We start from the raw sequence: 19,386 nt of genomic DNA on the forward strand, positions 1-19,386 counted from the left end.
ACCGCAGAACACAGGGAGACACCGTGATCCGCGTCCTTCTCGCCGACGACCAGGTCCTCGTCCGCGCCGGGTTCCGGGCGCTGCTGGACGCACAGCCCGGCATCGAGGTCACGGGTGAGGCGGCCGACGGCCAGGAGGCGGTCGCGCTGGTCCGGGAAACCTCCCCTGACCTGGTGCTGATGGACATCCGCATGCCCGTGCTCGACGGCCTGGCCGCGACCCGCCGCCTCACCGGCGACCCGCGGCTCGCGGCGGTGAAGGTCGTCATGCTGACCACGTTCGAACTGGACGAGTACGTCTTCGAGGCGCTGCGCTCGGGGGCCTCCGGGTTCCTGGTCAAGGACACCGAACCCGAAGAACTGGTACGGGCGGTGCGCGCGGTCGTCGACGGGGACGCGCTGCTCTCGCCCGGTGTGACCCGGCGCCTGATCGAGGAGTTCGCCGCCCGCTCCAAGCAGCCCGCCGCGGCCGGGGAACTGGCCCGGCTGACCGAGCGGGAGCGGGAGGTGATGGCGCTGGTGGGCCTGGGGCTGTCCAACGAGGAGATCGCCCGCCGGCTGGTCGTCTCCCCGCTGACGGCCAAGACCCACGTGAGCCGCACGATGGTCAAGCTGGGCGCCCGCGACCGCGCGCAACTGGTCGTTCTCGCCTACGAGTCGGGCCTGGTGCGCCCGGGCTGGCTGGGCTGAGCCCCGCCCGGCGGGCGGGCGGTCACGCGTCCCGTTTGCGGCGCACGTAGAGCTGTTTGCGGACGCGTGCGACAACGGTGCCGTCCGCCGCCGTGACGGTGGACTCGAACCACGGCAGTGCCTTGGAGCCGTCCGCGGTGGCCGCCCGGATCTCCTCCACGCGGTCCTCGGTCAGCTCGAAGTCGGCGTAGACGTCGCCCCGTCCGGGGGAGACGAACTCGATCTCGGCGGCCTTGTCCCACACCACGTACTCCCGCCCCAGCCTGTTGACCGCCAGCAGGCACCAGAAGGGGTCGCTCATCGAGTAGAGAGTGCCGCCGAACTGGGTGCCGAAGTAGTTGCGGTTGAACCGGGTCAGGCGCAGCCGCACCCGGGCCCTGCTCCAGTCGTCGGCGACCTCCAGTACGCGGACGCCGGTGAACCGGTAGGGCGGATACCAGTTCAGGGCCCGCCGCAGGCCGCTGGGTGTGCGGAGCACGTTTGCCATGGCGGCGAAGCTACCACGCGCGTTACCCACGAGTAATGGCGGTGCGGTTCCCGGCGGTTCCCGTGTGCTCCTCCCGCAGGAAGGCACCCAGCGCCGCGGCCAGTCCGGCGGGCGCGTCCTCCTGGACCAGGTGCCCGGCGCCCTCCAGCAGGTGCAGCCTGGCCCCGGGGATCGCCTCCGCCAGCGCCCGTCCGCGCGCGGCGGGGATCCAGGCGTCCTCGGTGCCCCAGCAGACGAGGACGGGGAGCGCGAGGCCGCCGTAGCGCTTCTCGATCTCGTCGGTCCAGCGCTGCCCGTTCTGCGCCATCTGCCGGTAGAGCGCCGGCTGCCCTTCCTCGCCCGTCCAGGGCTCGGCCAGCCGCTCGATCACCTCCTGGCGCAGCCCGGGGCCGCCGACGGAGGCCACGTACTCCCGCACCAGCGCGCCGTGCAGGGCGGGCGGGAGGTGGGCGAACACTGCGGCGTGCTCGCCCAGCAGCCGGTAGGCGCCCGAACCCCAGGGTGCGAGCGCGACCACGTCGACCAGCGCGAGCCGTGCGAACCGCGCGCCGTGCAGCAGGTGGGCCCGCAGGGCGACGGCGCCTCCGAAGTCGTGCCCCACCACGGCGGGCCGCTCCAGCCCCCAGTGCTCCAGCAGTGCGGCGAACAGCCGGCCCTGCGCACCCAGTGACACGTCCTGGCCCTCGTACTTGGCAGAGGTGCCGTAACCGGGCATGTCCCACACGAACACGTGATGGTCTTCCGCCAGCGCGCGGGCGGTGTTCCGCCACACGAAGGAGGACCACGGGGTGCCGTGCAGCAGGACGACGGGTGGCAGGGCGGGGTCGCCGAGCGCGGTCCAGCGCACGGTGCCGGCGGGGCTCTCGTAGGTGCGATCCAGTGTCCAGGTCTCGTTCATGGGGATCACTGTGCTGGCCGGTGAGTCCGCACAACACTGGCCGGACGGACGACAAGTGCAAGAATCTGGCCACTCCTGCTGTGGTCGTCGCGAGGGCGCGGCGGTCGGTCAGCCGTGCGGGAGCACCGCCCGCCGCGTCGCCCACGCCGTGAGGGAGGCGAACGCGGCCAGCACGGCCACCGTCAGCAGCGCGGTCGGGAGCGAGAACCAGTCCGCCAGGAAGCCGATGGCCACGGGGCCGACGAGGATTCCGCCGTAGCCGAAGGTGGAGGCGGCGGCGACACCGCCGGGGCCCGCGAGGTCCCCGGCGCGCCCGATGGCGATGGGGAAGACGTTCGCGAGACCGAGGCCGGTCAGCACGAAGCCGGCCAGGGCGAGCCACACCGAAGGTGCCAGGGAGCCCAGCAGCATGCCGCAGCAGCCCAGTGCGCCGCCCGCGATCAACACCCGGTCGGGGCCGAGCCGTTCGACCAGGGTCGTCCCCGACAGCCGTCCCAGCGTCATCGCCGCGGCGAACACCGAGTACCCGGCGGCGGCCGACCCGGCGCCCGCTCCCAGGTCGTCGGCCAGGTGGAGGGCGCTCCAGTCGGCCAGAGCGCCCTCACCGTACGCCGTGCACAGGGCGATCAGACCCAGTACGGCGACCAGCCACCGCGCGCGCCCGGGGGCCCGTGCGGTGCCGCCCGACGCCTCGGCGCCGTCCCGCTCGCGCCGTGCGGGCTCAAGGGGGAAGCGCAGCAGCGGCCGGGCGAAGAGGAGGGCGAGCAGCAGCCCCGCGGCGGCGAGCAGCAGCAGGTGCCGGGTCGGGCTCAGCCGTCCCGCGACCAGGCCGCCAAGACCTGCGCCGAGCATGCCGCCGAGGCTGAACGCGGCGTGGAAGCCGGGCATCACGGGGCGGCGCAGCGCGGCGATCAGGTCGACGGCCGCGCTGTTGAGGGCGACGCTCATACCTCCGTACGCGGCGCCGAAGACGAGCAGCACCAGGCCGAGGGCGAGCGCCGAGCGGGTGAGGGGCGGGAGGGCGACGCTCAGCGGCAGCAGCAGCCCGCAGGTCAGCACGACCGGTTGGCTGCCCAGACGTGAGCAGAGTCTTCCTGTGAGCATCATGGTGGCCACGGCGCCCGCTGAGACGCCGAGCAGGGCGAGGCCGAGCGCGCTGGACGACGCGCCGGTCTGTGCCTTGACGGCGGGGATGCGGACGACCCAGCCGGCGAAGAGGAAGCCGTCGAGGGCGAAGAAGACTGTCAGGGTGATGCGGAAGCGGCGCAGGTCCGGGCGAGGGGAGGCGGCGGGTGGACGACCGCGGTGCCCCGTTGCACCGGCGAGCGCCGACCGTATTTTGTTCAGTGTCGGCACAAAGAGAGAATAGAGGCGTGACCCAGACGCGTACAACAAGGCTGGAGCGAGGGCGTTCGGCACTCGGACCCGCGCTGGAACTGGTCCACACGGGGCAGGCACCCACCCGCGCGGTGCTCACCGCCGAACTCGGCGTGACCAGGGCGACAGCGGGGGCCGTCGCGAACGAACTCGAAACCCTCGGGCTCATCACCGTCGACCCCCACCCGACGGCACCGGTCGGCACCCAGGGCCGCCCCTCCCACCGGCTGGCCGTCGACCCGCGGGGCCCCGTGGCGCTGGCCGCCCAGATCCACGCGGACGGCTACCGCGCCGCCCTCGTCGGCCTCGGCGGACACCTGGTGGCCACCGCGCCCGGCTGCGGCACCGTGGACGCCGACCCGGCGCAGGTCATCAGCGAAGTCGTCCGGACGGGAGCCCAGTTGCTGAAGGACACCGGGCGCCGGTGCGTCGGCGCCGGACTCGCGGTTCCCTCCGCCGTCGCCGAACCCGAGGGGACCGCGCTCAACCCCCTGCACCTCGCCTGGCAGGCAGGCGCCCCCGTGCGCGACACCTTCCGCGCCTGCCTCGCCGAGGCGGGCATCACCCACGCGGCGGGCGGCTCGCCGGTCACCGGCTTCGCCGCCAACGACCTCAACGTGGCGGCCCTCGCCGAGTACCGGCACGGCGCGGGACGCGGAGCCGGACACCTGCTCGTCGTCGGCACAGGACACCACGGGGTGGGCGGCGCCCTGGTGCTCGACGGCCGCCTGCACACCGGCAGTTCGGGCCTCGCCCTGGAGGTCGGCCACCTGACCGTGGACCCCGGCGGCCGCCCGTGCCACTGCGGCAGCCGCGGCTGTCTGGACGTGGAGACCGACCCGGCCGCCCTCTTCTCCGCCGCCGGACGCACCCCGTCCGACCGCGACTCACTGCTGGCACAGGCAGGTGAGCTGATCCGCTCCGAGTACGCCACCGACGCCCGCGTCCGCGCGGCGACAGGGCGGCTCGTGGACCGGCTCGGCCTCGGCCTCGCGGGGCTGGTCAACATCCTCAACCCCGACCGCATCGTGCTGGCCGGACTGCACCGCGCCCTCGTGGAAGCCGACGGGGAGCGGCTGCGCGGCGTCGTCGCCGACCGCAGCCTGTGGGGCCGCAGCGGCAGCGTGCCCGTACTGCCCAGCGCGCTGGAGCACAGCTCGCTGGTCGGCGCCGCCGAACTGGCCTGGCAGCCCGTCCTCGACGATCCGATCGGTGCGCTGGGAGGATGAACCCATGCGGATCGAAGCGGGACGCGCCCGCGGACTCGGCGTACTCCAGGAGATCGAACGGGCGGCGGGGCGCTGGTTTGGCGACATCGGCATGGACGAGATCGCCGACGACGAGCCGCCCACGCTGGAGTCGCTGGAGAGCTACGCGCACTCCGGCGGGCTGTGGGTCGTCACCCCCGAGCACGGGAGCGAGCCCGTCGCCTACGCGCTGACCGAACCCGTCGACGGCTGCCTGCACGTCGAGCAGATCTCCGTGCACCCCGACAGCGCGCGCCGCGGCGTCGGCCGCGCCCTCCTCGACGAGCTGTCGGCCAGGGCAGCCGCCGATGGGGTACCCGCCCTCACCCTCACCACCTTCGCCGAGGTGCCCTGGAACGCGCCCTACTACGCGCGCCTGGGCTTCCGCTCACTCGCCGCAGGCGAACTCACCCCCGGACTGCGGCAGATCCGCGCCGACGAGGCCGCTGCGGGCCTCGACCGCTGGCCCCGCGTCTGCATGCGCCGCGAGACGAGCAGCCCGGCGCACCCCGCGCCGGCCGGGAGCCCGTACTCCCCGCGGGGTACCTCCGCTGCCGCCGGCCGTACGACGACCAAGCCCCCCTCCGGCGCGCACCCTCGGTAGCGAGAACACACCACGGCCCGCTACCGAGGAGCTGAGAGAGATGGACCTGCTGGCGCACTGGCACGACGGCGGGGGCCCCGGCCCCTGGATCCTGTTCTTCCCGCTGCTCTGGGCGGCCGTCGTCGCCGGCGGCATCACCCTGCTGCGCCGCACCGCATGGAGCGGTCGCCGCGTGTTCTGGCAGCCGCGGACAGCGCACGGCCATCAAGCCCCGCACGGCCAGGAGACCCCGCTCGAACTGCTCGGCCGGCGCTTCGCCCGAGGAGAGATCGACGAGGACGAGTACTGGCGCCGCACCTCCGTGCTCAGGGCGAGCCTCAGCGAGGGGAACGGTGAGGGCCGGGGCGGCAAGCGATGAACGGTGCCGCTGCCCCCGCCCGGGGGGCCCGCGACCCTGTGGGACTCACCCCATGGGGGCCGTCTCCGCCTCCACAGGGGGCGGCACGGCCGGCGCGGGGGAGGTGCGGGCCCGCCGCTCCACCCGGGCGGCGGCCCGCGCCGCGTGAGGCCCTGACTCCGAGGACTCGCCCGCCCCCTCCGACCCCGCGCCCGAGCGGCGGCGGGCAGCCGCCTTCCGCGAGGGTGCGGGCAGCGCGAACCAGACCGTCTTCCCCGAGCCGTCGTGCTGGGTGCGCACGCCCCAGCTCTCGCTGATCGCCGCGACCAGCGCGAGCCCCCGCCCGTGCGTGGACAGCTCTTCCCGCCGCGCCCTGGCGCCGCGGGCGGCGTGCGGCAGCCGCGGGTCGTGGTCGCGCACCGAGACCGTCAGGCGGTTCCAGACGAAGGAGAGTTCGACCGTGCAGTGTTTGCCGGCCGGTGCGGGGTTCTCGCCCACCGCCTCGCCGCCCGCCGCATGTTTCAGGACGTTGGTCAGCAACTCGGTCAGGCCGAGGCCCGCGGTGTCGACGAGGGCGTCCAGACCCCAGTGGCACAGCTGTGCGGAGACGATGCCGCGCACCTCGCCGATGCGTGAGGGCAACGCCTGGAACTCCACGGCGCAGTGCCGCCCCGGGGCCGGGGTGGCGTGCTCGGTCGTGCTGCTCGGTGGACTGATCACGACGCGACTCCCTGCCTGCTGAGACCTGCCCCGGAAGGGGGCGAGGCCGGATCACCACATGTGACGTGCGTTGACGTGCGTTACACGGTCAGCATGCGGCCCCGAAAGCAGTGTCGCAACGCGGAGCGACGGAGCGACTACCGTACGCGTCAGGTGGTGAGCCGCGTCAGGTGCCGAGTACGCCGCGCTCGGCGGCGGACTTCGCCCGGGCCGTCCGCACCGCCGTCAGCAGGCCCTCGCGGTGTCCGAGGCCCAGCCGCAGGACATAGCCGCGTCCGCGCAGCGTCGCCAGCGCCTGATCGCGCAGTCCGTAGCCGCTGATGCGTACCTCGTCCACCGGGGCGCTGTCGATCTCACTCCCGTAGCTGGTCATCAGCACCAGCTCACCGTCCCGCACCAGCACGTGGCCGGCCCGGGTGAGTGAGCGAAGCATCCGGCGTATCCCCACGCCGGTCGCGTCGAACTCCGGCTCCACCACGACACACCGCCTCCCACCGGTCCATCCCGCGGAGGTACCCCCGAACAGTGCGCACACACCCCCGGAAGGCCCGCCCCTTGCCAGGAGCATGCCCAGGTCCGCCTCCGTCTATCAGCCCGCCTCTATGATCGACTCCGTGAGCGCCACCGAACCCGCCCCTCCCGTTCCCGGACTCCCCACCCAGGACGTGGACCGCAGCGACGCCGGCCACCGCGCGTGGCTCAAGGAAGCGGTGCGCAAGGTGCGGGCCGAGAGCGGCCGCAGCGCCGACACGCACCTGCTCTCCTTCCCGCTCCCCGAGGAGTGGGGCATCGACCTCTACCTCAAGGACGAGTCGACCCACCCCACGGGCAGCCTCAAACACCGGCTGGCACGCTCCCTGTTCCTCTACGCGCTCTGCAACGGCTGGATCCGCCCCGGACGGCCCGTCATCGAGGCCTCCAGCGGCTCCACGGCGGTGAGCGAGGCCTACTTCGCCAAGCTGATCGGGGTGCCGTTCATCGCGGTGATGCCCCGCACGACCAGCCGCGAGAAGACCCGGCTGATCGAGTTCCAGGGCGGCACGTGCCACCTGGTGGACGACCCGCGGACGGTGTACGAGGTCTCCGCCCGGCTCGCCGCCGACAGCGGCGGCCACTTCATGGACCAGTTCACCTACGCCGAACGGGCCACCGACTGGCGCGGCAACAACAACATCGCCATGTCCGTCTACCAGCAACTGTGCACGGAGCGGCACCCCGAACCCGCCTGGATCGTGACCACGGCGGGCACCGGAGGCACCTCCGCCACCTTCGCCCGCTACATCCGTTACATGCAGTACGACACCCGGGTGTGCGTCCCCGACCCGGAGAACTCCTGCTTCTTCGACGGCTGGACCCACCGCGACCCCGACGTCACCACCGAGGCGGGCTCCCGCATCGAGGGCATCGGCCGCCCCCGGATGGAGCCGAGCTTCGTGCCCGGCGCCATCGACCGGATGATGAAGGTCCCGGACGCCGCCAGCGTGGCCGCCGTGCGGATGCTGGAGAGGGCGCTGGGCCGCAAGGCGGGCGGCTCGACCGGCACCGGGCTGTGGAGCAGCCTGCTCATCGTGGCCGAGATGCTGGCCCGCGGCGAAACCGGCAGCGTGGTCACACTGTTGTGCGATCCGGGCGAGCGCTACCTCGACAAGTACTACTCCGACGCCTGGCTGGCCGGGCAGGGGCTGGACATCACCCCCTACACCCGCACCCTGGAGCGCTTCTTGACCACGGGGGAGTGGATCTGATTAGGGGTGAGTGGATCTGACGCACGACGGCCTTCGGCGGGACGCACGAACTCGGCCGGTGGGCGACGGTGACCTCGGCGGTCGCGGTGCAGCCCTCGATGCCGCCGTGCTTGTAGGGCTCGGCCTCGCTCACCTGCCGTCCTTCCCCGTGTAGGAGGGGGCCGTGCCCTTGTCGAGGACCTTCCACTTCGCGGACCTGCCCGGCACGTCATAGCGGAAGTGGTGCTTGGGCATGGACTGCGTCTGCCCCCCCGAGTGCAGCGGCTCGTCGGCCGACGGGCCCGACGGGAAGCGAGGTGCGGGAAGACCTTTGACCGAGACATGATCGCCACTTCAGGCGAACCGCACGTCCGCCCCCGCACCCGGGCCAATGCGCACCGTATCCCTCCCTCAGGCGCGCAGCCGTTCCTCCAGCTTCCGCATCGCGTCCCTGAACGAGGCCCTGATGCCCGGCCTGCCCAGGCGCAGCGCCGCGTGCAGCACCGGCGTACCGTCCACGGCCATCGTCCAGCGCACCCGCGTGCTGCCCGCGGGGGAGAGCCGCAACTCCCAGTCCTCCATCATCGCCCGCATACCGGGTGCGTTGGTGCGGTCGATGCGGTAGGCGTAGCGCTCGGCGGGGTGGGCCGCCACGATCGTCTCGTCGAAGAAGCCGCCGCCCTTCAGCCGGACAGCGCGCCCGGAGCCGTCCTGCGTCGGGCGTACCTCGGTGACCGCCGTGAACCAGCACGGCCACTCCGTCACGTCCTCGGCCAGCGCCGCGTACACCGTCTCGGCCGGTGCCGCCACGTCGGCGACGAAGGAGAGCCGCAGCGGCGCGGTGTCGGCGAAGTCGAGTTCGACGAAGCGCAGTCGACGAGCCATACGGGCGGACCCCCAGCGATGCACGAACGGGTGTACGGAACCCCCAGCGTAGCCGCGGCCTTCGCCCACCCGGTGGGCCCCACCCGCCCACGGGGACGGTCCGCGGCGCCCCCGAGGGCCGCGGGGAAAGCCCTAGAGTTCCTCGGACTCCTCCGCGCCCGCCTCCTGCTCGCCGGCCACCACCAACTCGGGCAACCGCTCCTGCATCTCCGCGCGCGCCTCGGACGGCAGCCCGCCGTCCGTCACCAGCGTGTCCACCTGGTCCAGTGAGGCGAACGAACTCAAACCCACCGTGCCCCACTTGGTGTGGTCGGCGACGACGATCACCCGGCGCGCCGAGCCCACGAAGTGCCGGTTGGTCTCGGCCTCCGCCAGGTTCGGCGTCGAGAGCCCCGCCTCCGCCGATATCCCGTGCACGCCCAGGAACAGCGCGTCGAAGTGGAGCGAGCGGATCGCCGCGTCCGCCACCGACCCCACCAGCGAGTCGGATGGCGTGCGCACCCCGCCCGTCAGCACCACCGTGGCGGCGCCGGCACGGTTCCCCGGACCCTGGCCGCCGGAGCGCTGCGCGGCGTGGAAGACATCGGCGACCCGCACCGAGTTCGTCACGACCGTCAGATTCGGCACGTCCAGCAGGTGCCGCGCCAGCGCGAACGTCGTCGTCCCCCCGGACAGGGCGATCGCGCTGCCGGGCTGCGCCATGGTGGCCGCCGCGCGGGCGATGTCCTCCTTGGCGCTCAACTCCAGCGAGGACTTCGCCTCGAACCCCGGCTCGTGCGTGCTCGCCTCGGCGACCGGCACCGCGCCCCCGTGCACCTTCTCCAGCGCGCCCTGCCGTGCCAGCGCGTCCAAATCCCGCCGCACCGTCATGTCCGAGACGGACAGCTTTCTGGTCAACTCGTTGACCCGCGCCCCACCCCTGCGCCGTACCTCCTCCAGGATCAGCGCACGCCGCTGCTCGGCGAGGAGGTTCTGGTTGTCGCTCACTGCCCTTCTCCGTTCCTTTCCCGCCTGGTGTGACCGCACCGTCGAGGCTGTGGGGAGCGCTGGTGGGGGCCATCCTCCCACGTGCGTGACAGGCACGCTCATGCCGGGAAGCGGCACCCCGCACGCCACCTTCACCCGTGAGGGGGTGGCACAGGGGCCGCCCGGCGGTGATGCTGTCCTGTGCGCGGACGTCCACACAGCTGACACACCGTTCGGGGGATCCGGGGGAAGAAGCACAGTGCCGTCACACCACACAGACCCGCCCGCTGACCAGGCGGGCCTCTCGCTGGAACTGCTGGTCCACGGCGTCGGGGGAACGACGCCGTCCGAGATGCTCGGCGACCCACGCACCGTACGCGTCACCGGGGACCGCACGGCGGCCGTCCACCGCCGCGCCGAGGACGAGGACGCCGAAGCACACCCCGAGGACTACGCGGACGAACCGGTCCGCGAGGCGTACTGCTGGTCCAACCTCACCTCGGGCAACGGAGCCCGGGCCCTGTGGCTGATGCTGCTGCCCTTCATGGTCGTCAACCTCGCACACTGGACCAGGCCGGCCTCCCGGGGCCGCCGCACCACCGAGCGCGCCCACGCACTCCTGGTGCGGCTGACCGCGCTCTCGCTGACCGTGCTGCTGGTCGCCGCCGCCTGCGAGGTCGCGCTGGACCTGATCGCCTGGCAGTGCGCGGGAAGCAGCGCGTGCGCCCGCGACCGCTCCTGGCTCGCCTTCATGGCGCCCGACGCGTCCGCGGGCCACGGCGGCTGGTGGAGCCAGCCGGGACGCCGGCTCGCTCTCGCCGCGGTGCTGCCCGCGGGACTCACCGTGCTGCTGTGGTGGCTCTCGCACCGCACGTGGAGCGCGTACGAGTCCCAGCCCCCGCTGGAGCGCCCGGTGCCCGAGGACGACCCCGCCGCCGACGGCCGCCCGCCGCTGTCTTTGCCCGGATTCTGGTACGGCAAGCGGCTCGTCGCCCGGCTGCGCGCCGCACACACCGCGGCCGGTTTCCTCACCGTCGCCGCCGCGCTGACCGCCGCCGCCACCCGGTACGACCGCAGGCCGGGCGGCAGCGCGGCGCTGGACGCGGTGGGCTGGGCGCTGGAGAGCCTGGTGGTGGCAGGCGGCCTGTGCGTGCTCTTCGTCGTCAGCCGCAGGGGACGCAAGGAGAGCGAGCCGGACGACCGTATCGACAGCCTCGCCGTGCGCGTGCTGCCCGGCGCCTCCGCGGGCGTGCTGCTGCTCGCCGTCGTGTACAGCGGCTGGAGCCGCCCGGGCTGGACCTCGGACGGCACCCTCCCGGGCGACGAGACCTTCAGCGTCCTCGCGGTGCTCCAGGGCACGCTCGTCCTCGCCCTCGGCGCGCTGAGCCTGCGGCTGCACCGCACCACCCGGCTGCCGCGCACCGCGCTGGCCGGACTGGCCTCTGCGGCCGTCGCCATGCTGGCCTGCGCGCTCGGCGGGCTGCTGTCCGGCGGAGTCTCCCAGCGGGTCGGCGACTGGCTGGACGGGCCCGGCACGCCCGGTGAGGGCGACGGTCACATCGGCGGCCCGCCCACGATCCTCACCTGGCAGGCCTCCGTCATCCCCGTGCTGCTCGCGCTCGTGCTGCTGCTGGTCTGCTGGTTCGCCTTCCGCGTCTGGCGCGACGCGCGGCGGCTCACCGACGACGTCACGGCCGGCTACCCCGACTGCGTGCCCGACCGGACGCGCTCGGGCAGGATCGCCGCCGCCATCGCGCGGGCCGGCCTCACCGACGAGGCGGCCTGGCTCGCCGCGACCGTCGCCGTGGCCACCCTCGTCCTCGGCGGCGTCGCCGTGCTCGGCACGCTGGCGACCGGCCAGGTACCGGGCGAGGCGACCGAGGGCGCCCCCGCCGTCGTCGCCGGTTTCGCCGACACCGTCCAGGCGCTCGGCTCCTGGCTGATCGGCTTCGGCTTCGTCCTCCTGCTCACCTGGGGGCGCCGCGCCTACAAGGACCCCTCGGCGCGCCGCACCGTCGGCATCCTGTGGGACGTGGGCACCTTCTGGCCGCGCTGCGCCCACCCCTTCGCGCCTCCGTGCTACGCGGAGCGCGCGGTGCCCGACCTGGCCTGGCGGATGGCGCTGTGGACGGACCGGCAGCCCACCCGGCGCCTGGTGATCTCAGGCCACTCGCAGGGCAGCGTGCTGGCGGCGGCCGCTGTCTGGCAACTCGATCCGGGCACGCGCCGCCAGATCGCCCTGCTCACCTACGGCTCCCCCCTCGAACGCCTCTACGGGCGCTGGTTCCCCGCCTACTTCGGACCCGGGCGGCTCGGTGCGCTCCACGACGACCTGGAGTGCTGGCGCAACCTGTGGCGGCTCACCGACCCGATCGGCGGCCCGGTACGGCCCGAGCGGGCCGGCACCCCCGAGTCCGGGCCGCCCGCGCGGTGCCGGGGCGTCGACCGCGGCCCGCTGCTGGACCCGCTCGCCTACGGCCGCACCCCCGCACTGCCGCTTCCCGAGCCGATCCTGGCCCACAGCGACTACCAGGCCGACCCGGCCTTCGAACAGGAGCGCGCCGGGCTGCTCGCCCGCCTCAAGGAGCGCTCCGGGCACACCGCCGAGGAGCCGAAGAGCACGGCGAGCGACGGCGCCGGATACGCCCGCGGTACGGGCATACCGCGCCAGCCCGATCCCGCGGCGGACCCGGAGCCGGAGCGGCCGCGCGCTCACGCGGAGCGGGGCAGGTCCTCCGGGTAGAGGAGAGTCAGGTCCTCGGTGGTCGGGTCCGGCAGCTGCGCGACCCGGCCCGCGTGCCGCTCGACCATCGCCTCGAACGTCTGCCGAGCGGTGCGCCCGTTGCCGAACGAGGGCCCCTTGGGCAGCCGCGCGAAGTAGCGCAGCAGCGACTGGCGTGCCCCCTCGCTCAGGTCGTACTCGTGCTCGTCCGCCTGCTGTTCGACGATCAGCAACAGCTCCTCGGGCGTGTAGTCACCGAAGGAGATCGTGCGCGAGAAACGGGAGGCCACGCCCGGGTTGGAGGCCAGGAAGTGCTCCATCTCGGCGGTGTAGCCCGCGACGATCACCACCACGTCGTCCCGGTGGTCCTCCATCAGCTTCACGAGCGTGTCGATGGCCTCCCTGCCGAAGTCGCGGCCCGCGTCCTGGGGCGCCAGAGCGTATGCCTCGTCGATGAACAGCACGCCGCCCTTGGCCTTCTCGAACGCCTCCTGGGTGCGGATCGCCGTGGAACCGATGTGCTCGCCCACCAGATCGACGCGCGAGACCTCCCTGAGATGGCCGCGCCGCAGCACACCGAGGGAGCGCAGGATCTCGCCGTAGAGCCGGGCCACCGTCGTCTTGCCGGTGCCGGGCGAGCCGGTGAAGACCAGGTGGCGCCGCGCGGAGGCCGCCTTCAGACCCGCCGCCTGCCGCCTGCGGCCGACCTCGATCATGTCGGTCAGCGCGCGGACCTCGCGCTTGACGCCCTCCAGGCCGACCAGCGCGTCGAGTTCGCCCAGCACCTCCTTGGGAGCGCGCGCCTCCCCCTCGGGCTCCTCGGCCGCGGGGGCCTGGTCACCGGCCGCTGCGGTGTCGGGCCGCGGGCTCGCCGTGCGCTGCCGCGGCACGGTGGCCGTGGCGGTCAGCAGCCCCGGTGTGCCCTCCGCGGGGGAGGGGGAGGCGGCACCGATGGCCGGTGCGGCAAGCGGTGCGACGGGCGCCGCGCTTTCGTCGCTGGTGCAGTCCTCGACGGTCGGGCCCTCCTCCGCGAACTCGTAACCGCCGCGCGCGCACCGCTCCGTGCGGCAGCGCCGCAGCGTCGTGCGGCAGCCGTCGATGACGTGGAAGCCGTAGCCCCGCGAGCCGGTCACCCGGCAGTTGTGGAAGGTGCCCCGCCCTTCCGCCGAGACGTAGAAACCGGCTTCCGCCGCTCCGCTCACCGTGCAGCGCTCCACCGTCGGATCGGCGCCCTTGGTGACGATGACGCCGGTCGCGGTCTCGTCGACCGTGCAGCCGCTGAGCACCCCGCCGCTGCCGTGGTCGCGGAACCAGGCGCCGGTGCCCGCCTTGCTGATGCGCGAGTCGTCCAGCTGGACGACGGCCCCGTCGCTGACCGAGACGGCGGTGCCGCGTACCTGGGACAGATCGCTGTCGAGCACGTCGGCGCGCGAGCCGCGGTCGAGGACGAACAGCGCGTCGGGCACCGTGTGCACCCGGCAGGTGTCCAGGACGGCGGTGGCGCCGTCGCTGACCCACACGGCCGGATAGTCGCCGGTGCTCTCGTGTATCTCGCAGCCGTTGGCGTCCACGCGGGTCCCCGGATCCCACACCGACAGACCGTTGCGGCCGAAGCGTCGCACGGTCGAACGCGTCAGCGTCAGCACCGAACGGGACCGCAGATCGACGGCGTTCTCGGGGATGTCGTGGATGTCGCAGTCGGCGAGGGTGACCACGGCATCGGTGTCCAGGGTGACGCCGTCCGCCGAGGTGCGGTGCACCCGGCAGTCGGTGAAGTGGCCGCTGGCGCGTCCCGCCACCCGCACACCGCTGCCCTTGATCTCGTACACCTCGCAGCCGACCGCCTCCAGCGTGCTGCCCTCGCCCTGGAGCGTGATGCCGGCGCCTGACGCCAGGTGCACCCTGCAATGCGCCAGCCGCGGGCGCGCGCCGTCGCGCACGAGTACGCCGGACTGCCCGGCCGCCACCACCTCGCACTCCTCGTAACTGCCGCTCGCGCCGCCCATGATGCTGAGCCCGAGCCCCGCCGGATTGTCCACCGTGCAGCGCCGCACGGTGGGACGGGCGCCGCCGCGCACCTCGATGCCGGCCGCCGAACGGGTCATCACCCGCAGCCCTGCAAGCTCGGGCGCCGCGTCCTCGACCAGTACGGCAGGAACGGCGGAGTCCTGGCCCTCGACCTGGAGGTCCTGGACGAGGGCGGCGGAGCGGAGGGTCAGCGCCACCCCGTCGGCGGGCGCGATGCGGACCGGGCCGCCGCCCGACCTCTCGGGCCCGCGCAGGGTCACCGTGCGCTCGATGACCAGGTTCTCCCGGTAGGTGCCGGGCGCCACGGTGAGCACGTCACCGTCACCCGCGGCCTCCAGCGCCGCCGACAACGACGCGTACTCGCCCGTGCGCCGCCGCCAACGCGACGTGCCGCCGTGCGTCACCTGGACCGAGCCCTGTGCCATGGAGTGCTGTGCCCCAACCTCGTGCGATACAAGATGCGTTGTCCCTTGCACGGATCGCGCGGTGCGCCGTCCGTGCTGGTCGCACCACCGTAGCGTGCGCCGGTGGTCCGGGTTGACGGGTACGGGGGAGTGACTCGTGCGGACGGTTCCCTCGCCTGCGGCGAGCCGCTCGCGTGGTGCGCGCGGGCCTCAACTGCTGTTGCCGGTACGTCCCCAGTCGGGACCGATGCGGCCCCACTCCTCGTCCCAGCGCGCGTACCGGCGTCGCAGCGCCAGCCGGATCGCGGCCCGCCGCCCGACCTCCAGTACGGCAGCGGTGAGCGCGGCGGCGCCCAGCCCCGCGAGGAGCGCGTGCGAGGCGGCGCCGCGCGGGCTCATCGGGCGGGAGGTGAGCCGGCCGTGCCGGTCGGTCCACACCAGGAAGCGGCCGCCGGGCCTGACCGGACTGCGCAGCACGAGGGTGCCCGTGTGGGAGGAGCCGTCGGGCCCCGCCCAGCGGGCGGTGACCTGGTTGCGGTTCGGCTGCTGACCGGCCGCCGTCTCCGTCTCAGAGTCCAACGGAGGGCGGACGACGACGTGCTGGGCCGTCGCCCACGTGCGCTGACGGTCGCGCTGCTGCTCGTGCGCCGTACGCAGCATCGCGTCGTGGGCGGCCTCCTGCGCGGCCCAGCCCACCAGCGGAACCCCCACGACCATCAGCACCGCCGCCCACAGGGACAGCCAGGCTTCGCGGCGGTCGCTGCGGCGGGCCAGTGCGTTTCCACGCCAGCGCCACAGACCGATGATCGTCAGCACCGCCGCACACCCCCTTCTCGCCGTCCGTCAGCCCTCTCGACGGGCGCGGTACCCGCACGAGAGGGACCGCGGGGCTCCGCGCGGCCGGTCCGCGCCCGTGCGCCGGGGTACGGCGGCCGGGCGGCCGCACATCCCGGGGCCGCTTGTCCGCTCAGCCGCCTGGTCGAGACGGCCGCACCGGGACGGACCGGGGCGCGCTTCGCCCGAGGTCCGTGAGTCCCTCGGATCCCCTCGTGATCCGCCGAGTTTACTGAGCGATCCGCCGCGGACGGACGGCGGGCGCGAATCCGCCGTCCGCGCGCCCCTGGGCGCCCCCGCACGTCCTGGTGAGTTTGCGGGGCGGGGCGGGCGGCGGACACCGGCACGCGTATTGCGCAGAGTGATCACAGTGGCACTTTCGTCACAATCGGTGAATAAGGTTACGCGCCGACGGCCCGTCATACCCCGTCGTTGTCGTGACATTCGACGCGCTCGCGCATCTTTTGAGTGATTGCCGCATCTCACGCGCCTCACTTAGCTTCATGGCCGCAGCGCGTGAATTACCAGATGATCACTGAGATTGGCGGTGTCGGATGACGACTGCGGCGGAGCGTAATTCCGGAAGCGAGAGCGCGGAAGCGGCGCAGCAGAGCCTTGCCACGGCGGCGGCACGGAATCTCGCGACCACCACGAAGACACCCCCGCAGATGCAGGGCATCAGCTCCCGGTGGCTGCTGCGGGTCCTGCCCTGGGTCCAGGTCACCGGCGGCACCTTCCGGGTCAACAGGCGGCTCAGCCACACCCTGGGCGACGGCCGCGTGGAGTTCGTCTCCACCGGGTCCGACGTGCGGGTGATCCCCCTGGAGCTGTCCGAGCTGCCCATGCTGCGCGGCTACGACGACCTGCCGACCCTCGAAGCCCTCGCCGCCCGCTGCGAGCAGCGGGACTTCGGCCCGGGCGAAGTGATCGTACGCGAGGGCGAGCCCGCCGACCGGCTGGTGCTGATCGCCCACGGCAAGCTGCGCAAGTCCACCCGCGGGCGGTACGACGGGGAGAGCACCCAGGGTGTCCTGGCCGACGGCGAGTTCGACGGCGACGAGCGGCTGACCGGCGAGGCGGGCACCTGGGACCACACCCTGACGTCGCTGACCAGCGGCACGGTGCTCACCCTGGAGCGCGGCGCCTTCGACTCCGTCCTCGCCGACTCCGACTCGCTCCGCGCCCACCTGACCGCCTCCAGGTCGCTGATCCCCTCCCAGCGCACGGAGAACGGCGAGTCCGCGATCGCGCTGGCCTCCGGGCACGTCGGCGAGCACGCACTGCCCGGCACCTTCGTCGACTACGAGCTCAAGCCCCGTGAGTACGACCTGGAGGTCGCCCAGACCGTGCTGCGGGTCCACACCCGCGTCGCCGACCTGTACAACCACCCGATGAACCAGCTCGAGGAGCAGCTGCGGCTGACGGTGGAGGCGCTGCGCGAGCGTCAGGAGCACGAGCTGGTCAACAACAGCGGGGTCGGCCTCCTGCACAACGTGGACATGAAGCAGCGCGTCCACACCCGCTCGGGCCCGCCCACCCCCGACGACCTCGACGAACTGCTGGCCACCGTCTGGAAGGACCCCAGCGTCATCCTGGCGCACCCGAAGGCCATCGCCGCCATCGGCCGCGAGGCCAGCGCCCGCGGCGTCTATCCCCAGTCCATCGACTACGAGGGCCACTCGGTGCCCGCCTGGCGCGGCGTGCCGATCCTGCCCTGCAACAAGATCCCGGTCAGCCCGCAGGGCACCACCTCCGTCCTGGCCATGCGCACCGGGGAAAAGGCCCAGGGCGTCGTGGGACTCCACCAGACCGGAATTCCCGACGAGTACAGCCCGAGCCTTTCGGTTCGGTTCATGGGTATCAACGACAAGGCCGTCATGTCGTATCTGGTGAGCGCCTACTACTCCGCCGCCGTGCTGGTTCCCGACGCGCTCGGAATGCTGGAGGACGTGGAAATCGGGCACTGAGGCGGGCGGCTGACACAGCCGCCAGGAAATCCGGAAACAGGCACCAGGAAGCATCAGAAACTGGGGACAGATGACCACGCACCCCGAAGAGACCCGGCAGCGGACCCCCTCCAGCCTCGCCACGGCGGCGGCACGCAATCTCGCCGGCACCACCAAGACGCCCCCGCAGATGCAGGGGATCTCCCCGCGCTGGCTGTTGCGCGTCCTGCCCTGGACCGAGACCACGGGCGGCAGCTATCGCGTCAACCGGCGCCTCACCCACACCCTGGGCGACGGGCGTATCGAGTTCGTGACCACCGGCGCCGACGTCCAGGTCATCCCCTCGGAGCTGCGGGAGATCCCCCTGCTGCGCGGGCTCGATGACGAAGCGACCCTGCGGGCCCTCGCCGACGGCTTCACCCAGCGCGAGTACGCGGCGGGCGACACGCTCACCACCCGTGGCGAGCCTGCCGGTGAACTGCTGCTGATCGCGCACGGCCGGGTCGGCAAGCACGCGGCGGGGCGCTACGACGACGAGGTCGACCTGGGCGTGCTCGCCGACGGTGACCACGCCGGCGGCCAGATCCTCACCGCGGACCCGGGCACCTGGGAGTACACGCTGCGGGCGCGGACGCGCTGCATCGTGCTCGCGCTGCCCCGCGACACCTTCCGGCGGACCGCGGACAACTCCCCGCCGCTGCGAAGCCACCTCGACTCCGTGCTCTCCCGCGCCGTTCCCGCACAGAACCGGCGCGGAGAGGCCGACATCGCCCTCTCCTCGGGCCACGCGGGCGAAGCAGAGCTGCCCGGCACCTTCGTCGACTACGAGCTGAACCCCCGCGAGTACGAGCTGTCGGTCGCGCAGACGGTGCTGAAGGTGCACAGCAGGGTCGCCGACGTCTACAACGACCCGATGAACCAGGTCCAAGAGCAGCTGCGGCTGACCGTGGAGGCGCTGCGCGAGCGCCAGGAGCACGAGCTGGTCAACAGCCGGGAGTTCGGTCTGCTGCACAACGCCGACCTGACGCAGCGCATCCACACCCGCGGCGGTCCGCCGACGCCCGCCGACATGGACGAGCTGATCTCCCGCCGCCGCAAGACCCGCTACATCCTGGCGCACCCCAAGGCGATCGCCGCGATCGGGCGCGAGTGCAGCAGGCACGGGCTCTATCCCGACCAGGTCGAGGTGGAGGGCGTCAAGACGCGCGCCTGGAGGGGCATCCCGATCCTGCCCTGCGACAAGATCCCGGTGCGCGAGGACGGCACCACCTCGGTGCTGGCCATGCGCACGGGGCTGGAGGACCAGGGGGTCATCGGCCTGCATCAGACGGGTCTGCCGGACGAGATCCAGCCCTCGCTCAACGTCCGCTTCATGGGCGTCGACGAGCGGGCCCTGGTCTCCTACCTTGTCAGTGCCTACTTCTCCGCCGCCGTGCTGGTTCCCGACGCGCTCGGCATCCTGGAGGACGTCGAGGTCTGAACACCGGGTCCGGGGGGCGGCCGGCCGCGCCGGGCCGC

17 protein-coding genes are annotated in these 19,386 nt (G+C 73.1%); 8 read left to right on the top strand and 9 right to left on the bottom strand.

The window, feature by feature from the left end:
- Positions 1–23 precede the first annotated feature (23 nt).
- On the top strand, positions 24–689 hold the full coding sequence (locus tag DQ392_RS00500) for a response regulator transcription factor (protein WP_114013427.1): 666 nt from the start codon (positions 24–26) through the stop codon (positions 687–689).
- A gap of 22 nt (positions 690–711) precedes the next feature.
- On the opposite strand, the gene DQ392_RS00505 is transcribed toward DQ392_RS00500, so the two are convergent.
- The 3 genes from DQ392_RS00505 to DQ392_RS00515 form a co-directional block, all read right to left on the bottom strand.
- Entirely contained in the window at positions 712–1,176 is a 465-nt protein-coding gene (locus DQ392_RS00505) for a DUF4442 domain-containing protein (protein ID WP_114013428.1), read from the bottom strand.
- Between the two features lie 22 nt (positions 1,177–1,198).
- Positions 1,199–2,074, bottom strand: coding sequence for an alpha/beta fold hydrolase (locus DQ392_RS00510; protein WP_114013429.1), 876 nt, complete (start codon positions 2,072–2,074; stop codon positions 1,199–1,201).
- Between the two features lie 108 nt (positions 2,075–2,182).
- The gene (locus DQ392_RS00515; protein ID WP_114013430.1) at positions 2,183–3,430 is read right to left on the bottom strand and encodes an MFS transporter; all 1,248 of its coding nucleotides are present in this window, start codon (positions 3,428–3,430) and stop codon (positions 2,183–2,185) included.
- Positions 3,431–3,447: 17 nt separating this feature from the next.
- Here DQ392_RS00515 and DQ392_RS00520 point away from each other — a divergent pair, with 17 nt between their 5' ends.
- Genes DQ392_RS00520 through DQ392_RS00530 form a run of 3 tightly spaced genes read left to right on the top strand, consistent with a single transcriptional unit; the run spans position 3,448 to position 5,660 of the window.
- On the top strand, positions 3,448–4,680 hold the full coding sequence (locus DQ392_RS00520; RefSeq protein ID WP_114013431.1) for an ROK family protein: 1,233 nt from the start codon (positions 3,448–3,450) through the stop codon (positions 4,678–4,680).
- A 4-nt stretch (positions 4,681–4,684) separates the two neighbouring features.
- Positions 4,685–5,302 carry a GNAT family N-acetyltransferase gene (locus DQ392_RS00525; protein WP_114013432.1) on the top strand — a complete coding sequence of 206 codons (618 nt, stop codon included), beginning with the start codon at positions 4,685–4,687 and terminating at the stop codon, positions 5,300–5,302.
- A gap of 40 nt (positions 5,303–5,342) precedes the next feature.
- Positions 5,343–5,660, top strand: coding sequence for an SHOCT domain-containing protein (locus DQ392_RS00530; protein ID WP_114013433.1), 318 nt, complete (start codon positions 5,343–5,345; stop codon positions 5,658–5,660).
- A 45-nt stretch (positions 5,661–5,705) separates the two neighbouring features.
- On the opposite strand, the gene DQ392_RS00535 is transcribed toward DQ392_RS00530, so the two are convergent.
- Together DQ392_RS00535 and DQ392_RS00540 are read right to left on the bottom strand one after the other, a co-directional pair.
- Positions 5,706–6,359, bottom strand: a complete 654-nt coding sequence (locus DQ392_RS00535) for an ATP-binding protein (protein ID WP_114013434.1) — start codon at positions 6,357–6,359, stop codon at positions 5,706–5,708.
- Between the two features lie 166 nt (positions 6,360–6,525).
- The gene (locus tag DQ392_RS00540) at positions 6,526–6,837 is read right to left on the bottom strand and encodes a hypothetical protein (protein ID WP_114013435.1); all 312 of its coding nucleotides are present in this window, start codon (positions 6,835–6,837) and stop codon (positions 6,526–6,528) included.
- Between the two features lie 124 nt (positions 6,838–6,961).
- Here DQ392_RS00540 and DQ392_RS00545 point away from each other — a divergent pair, with 124 nt between their 5' ends.
- Complete coding sequence (locus tag DQ392_RS00545; protein WP_114013436.1) at positions 6,962–8,104, top strand: PLP-dependent cysteine synthase family protein; 1,143 nt, start codon at positions 6,962–6,964, stop codon at positions 8,102–8,104.
- Positions 8,105–8,494: 390 nt separating this feature from the next.
- On the opposite strand, the gene DQ392_RS00555 is transcribed toward DQ392_RS00545, so the two are convergent.
- Both DQ392_RS00555 and DQ392_RS00560 read right to left on the bottom strand, forming a co-directional pair.
- Positions 8,495–8,968, bottom strand: a complete 474-nt coding sequence (locus DQ392_RS00555) for an SRPBCC family protein (RefSeq protein ID WP_114013437.1) — start codon at positions 8,966–8,968, stop codon at positions 8,495–8,497.
- 132 nt (positions 8,969–9,100) lie between these two features.
- Positions 9,101–9,955 carry a DeoR/GlpR family DNA-binding transcription regulator gene (locus DQ392_RS00560; RefSeq protein ID WP_114013438.1) on the bottom strand — a complete coding sequence of 285 codons (855 nt, stop codon included), beginning with the start codon at positions 9,953–9,955 and terminating at the stop codon, positions 9,101–9,103.
- Positions 9,956–10,193: 238 nt separating this feature from the next.
- Here DQ392_RS00560 and DQ392_RS00565 point away from each other — a divergent pair, with 238 nt between their 5' ends.
- On the top strand, positions 10,194–12,677 hold the full coding sequence (locus DQ392_RS00565) for a hypothetical protein (protein WP_425470444.1): 2,484 nt from the start codon (positions 10,194–10,196) through the stop codon (positions 12,675–12,677).
- On the opposite strand, the gene DQ392_RS00570 is transcribed toward DQ392_RS00565, so the two are convergent.
- The gene (locus tag DQ392_RS00570; RefSeq protein ID WP_114013439.1) at positions 12,647–15,109 is read right to left on the bottom strand and encodes a right-handed parallel beta-helix repeat-containing protein; all 2,463 of its coding nucleotides are present in this window, start codon (positions 15,107–15,109) and stop codon (positions 12,647–12,649) included. The genes DQ392_RS00565 and DQ392_RS00570 overlap by 31 nt on opposite strands.
- A gap of 189 nt (positions 15,110–15,298) precedes the next feature.
- Positions 15,299–15,904: an Rv1733c family protein gene (locus DQ392_RS00575; protein ID WP_114013440.1), complete on the bottom strand. Its 606-nt coding sequence runs from the start codon at positions 15,902–15,904 to the stop codon at positions 15,299–15,301.
- A 572-nt stretch (positions 15,905–16,476) separates the two neighbouring features.
- Here DQ392_RS00575 and DQ392_RS00580 point away from each other — a divergent pair.
- Both DQ392_RS00580 and DQ392_RS00585 read left to right on the top strand, forming a co-directional pair.
- Complete coding sequence (locus DQ392_RS00580) at positions 16,477–17,889, top strand: family 2B encapsulin nanocompartment shell protein (protein WP_114013441.1); 1,413 nt, start codon at positions 16,477–16,479, stop codon at positions 17,887–17,889.
- A gap of 70 nt (positions 17,890–17,959) precedes the next feature.
- Positions 17,960–19,348 carry a family 2B encapsulin nanocompartment shell protein gene (locus tag DQ392_RS00585; RefSeq protein ID WP_114013442.1) on the top strand — a complete coding sequence of 463 codons (1,389 nt, stop codon included), beginning with the start codon at positions 17,960–17,962 and terminating at the stop codon, positions 19,346–19,348.
- Positions 19,349–19,386 lie beyond the last annotated feature (38 nt).

The organism is Streptomyces reniochalinae (assembly GCF_003323735.1).
GTDB classification, from domain to species: Bacteria; Actinomycetota; Actinomycetes; order Streptomycetales; family Streptomycetaceae; genus Streptomyces; species Streptomyces reniochalinae.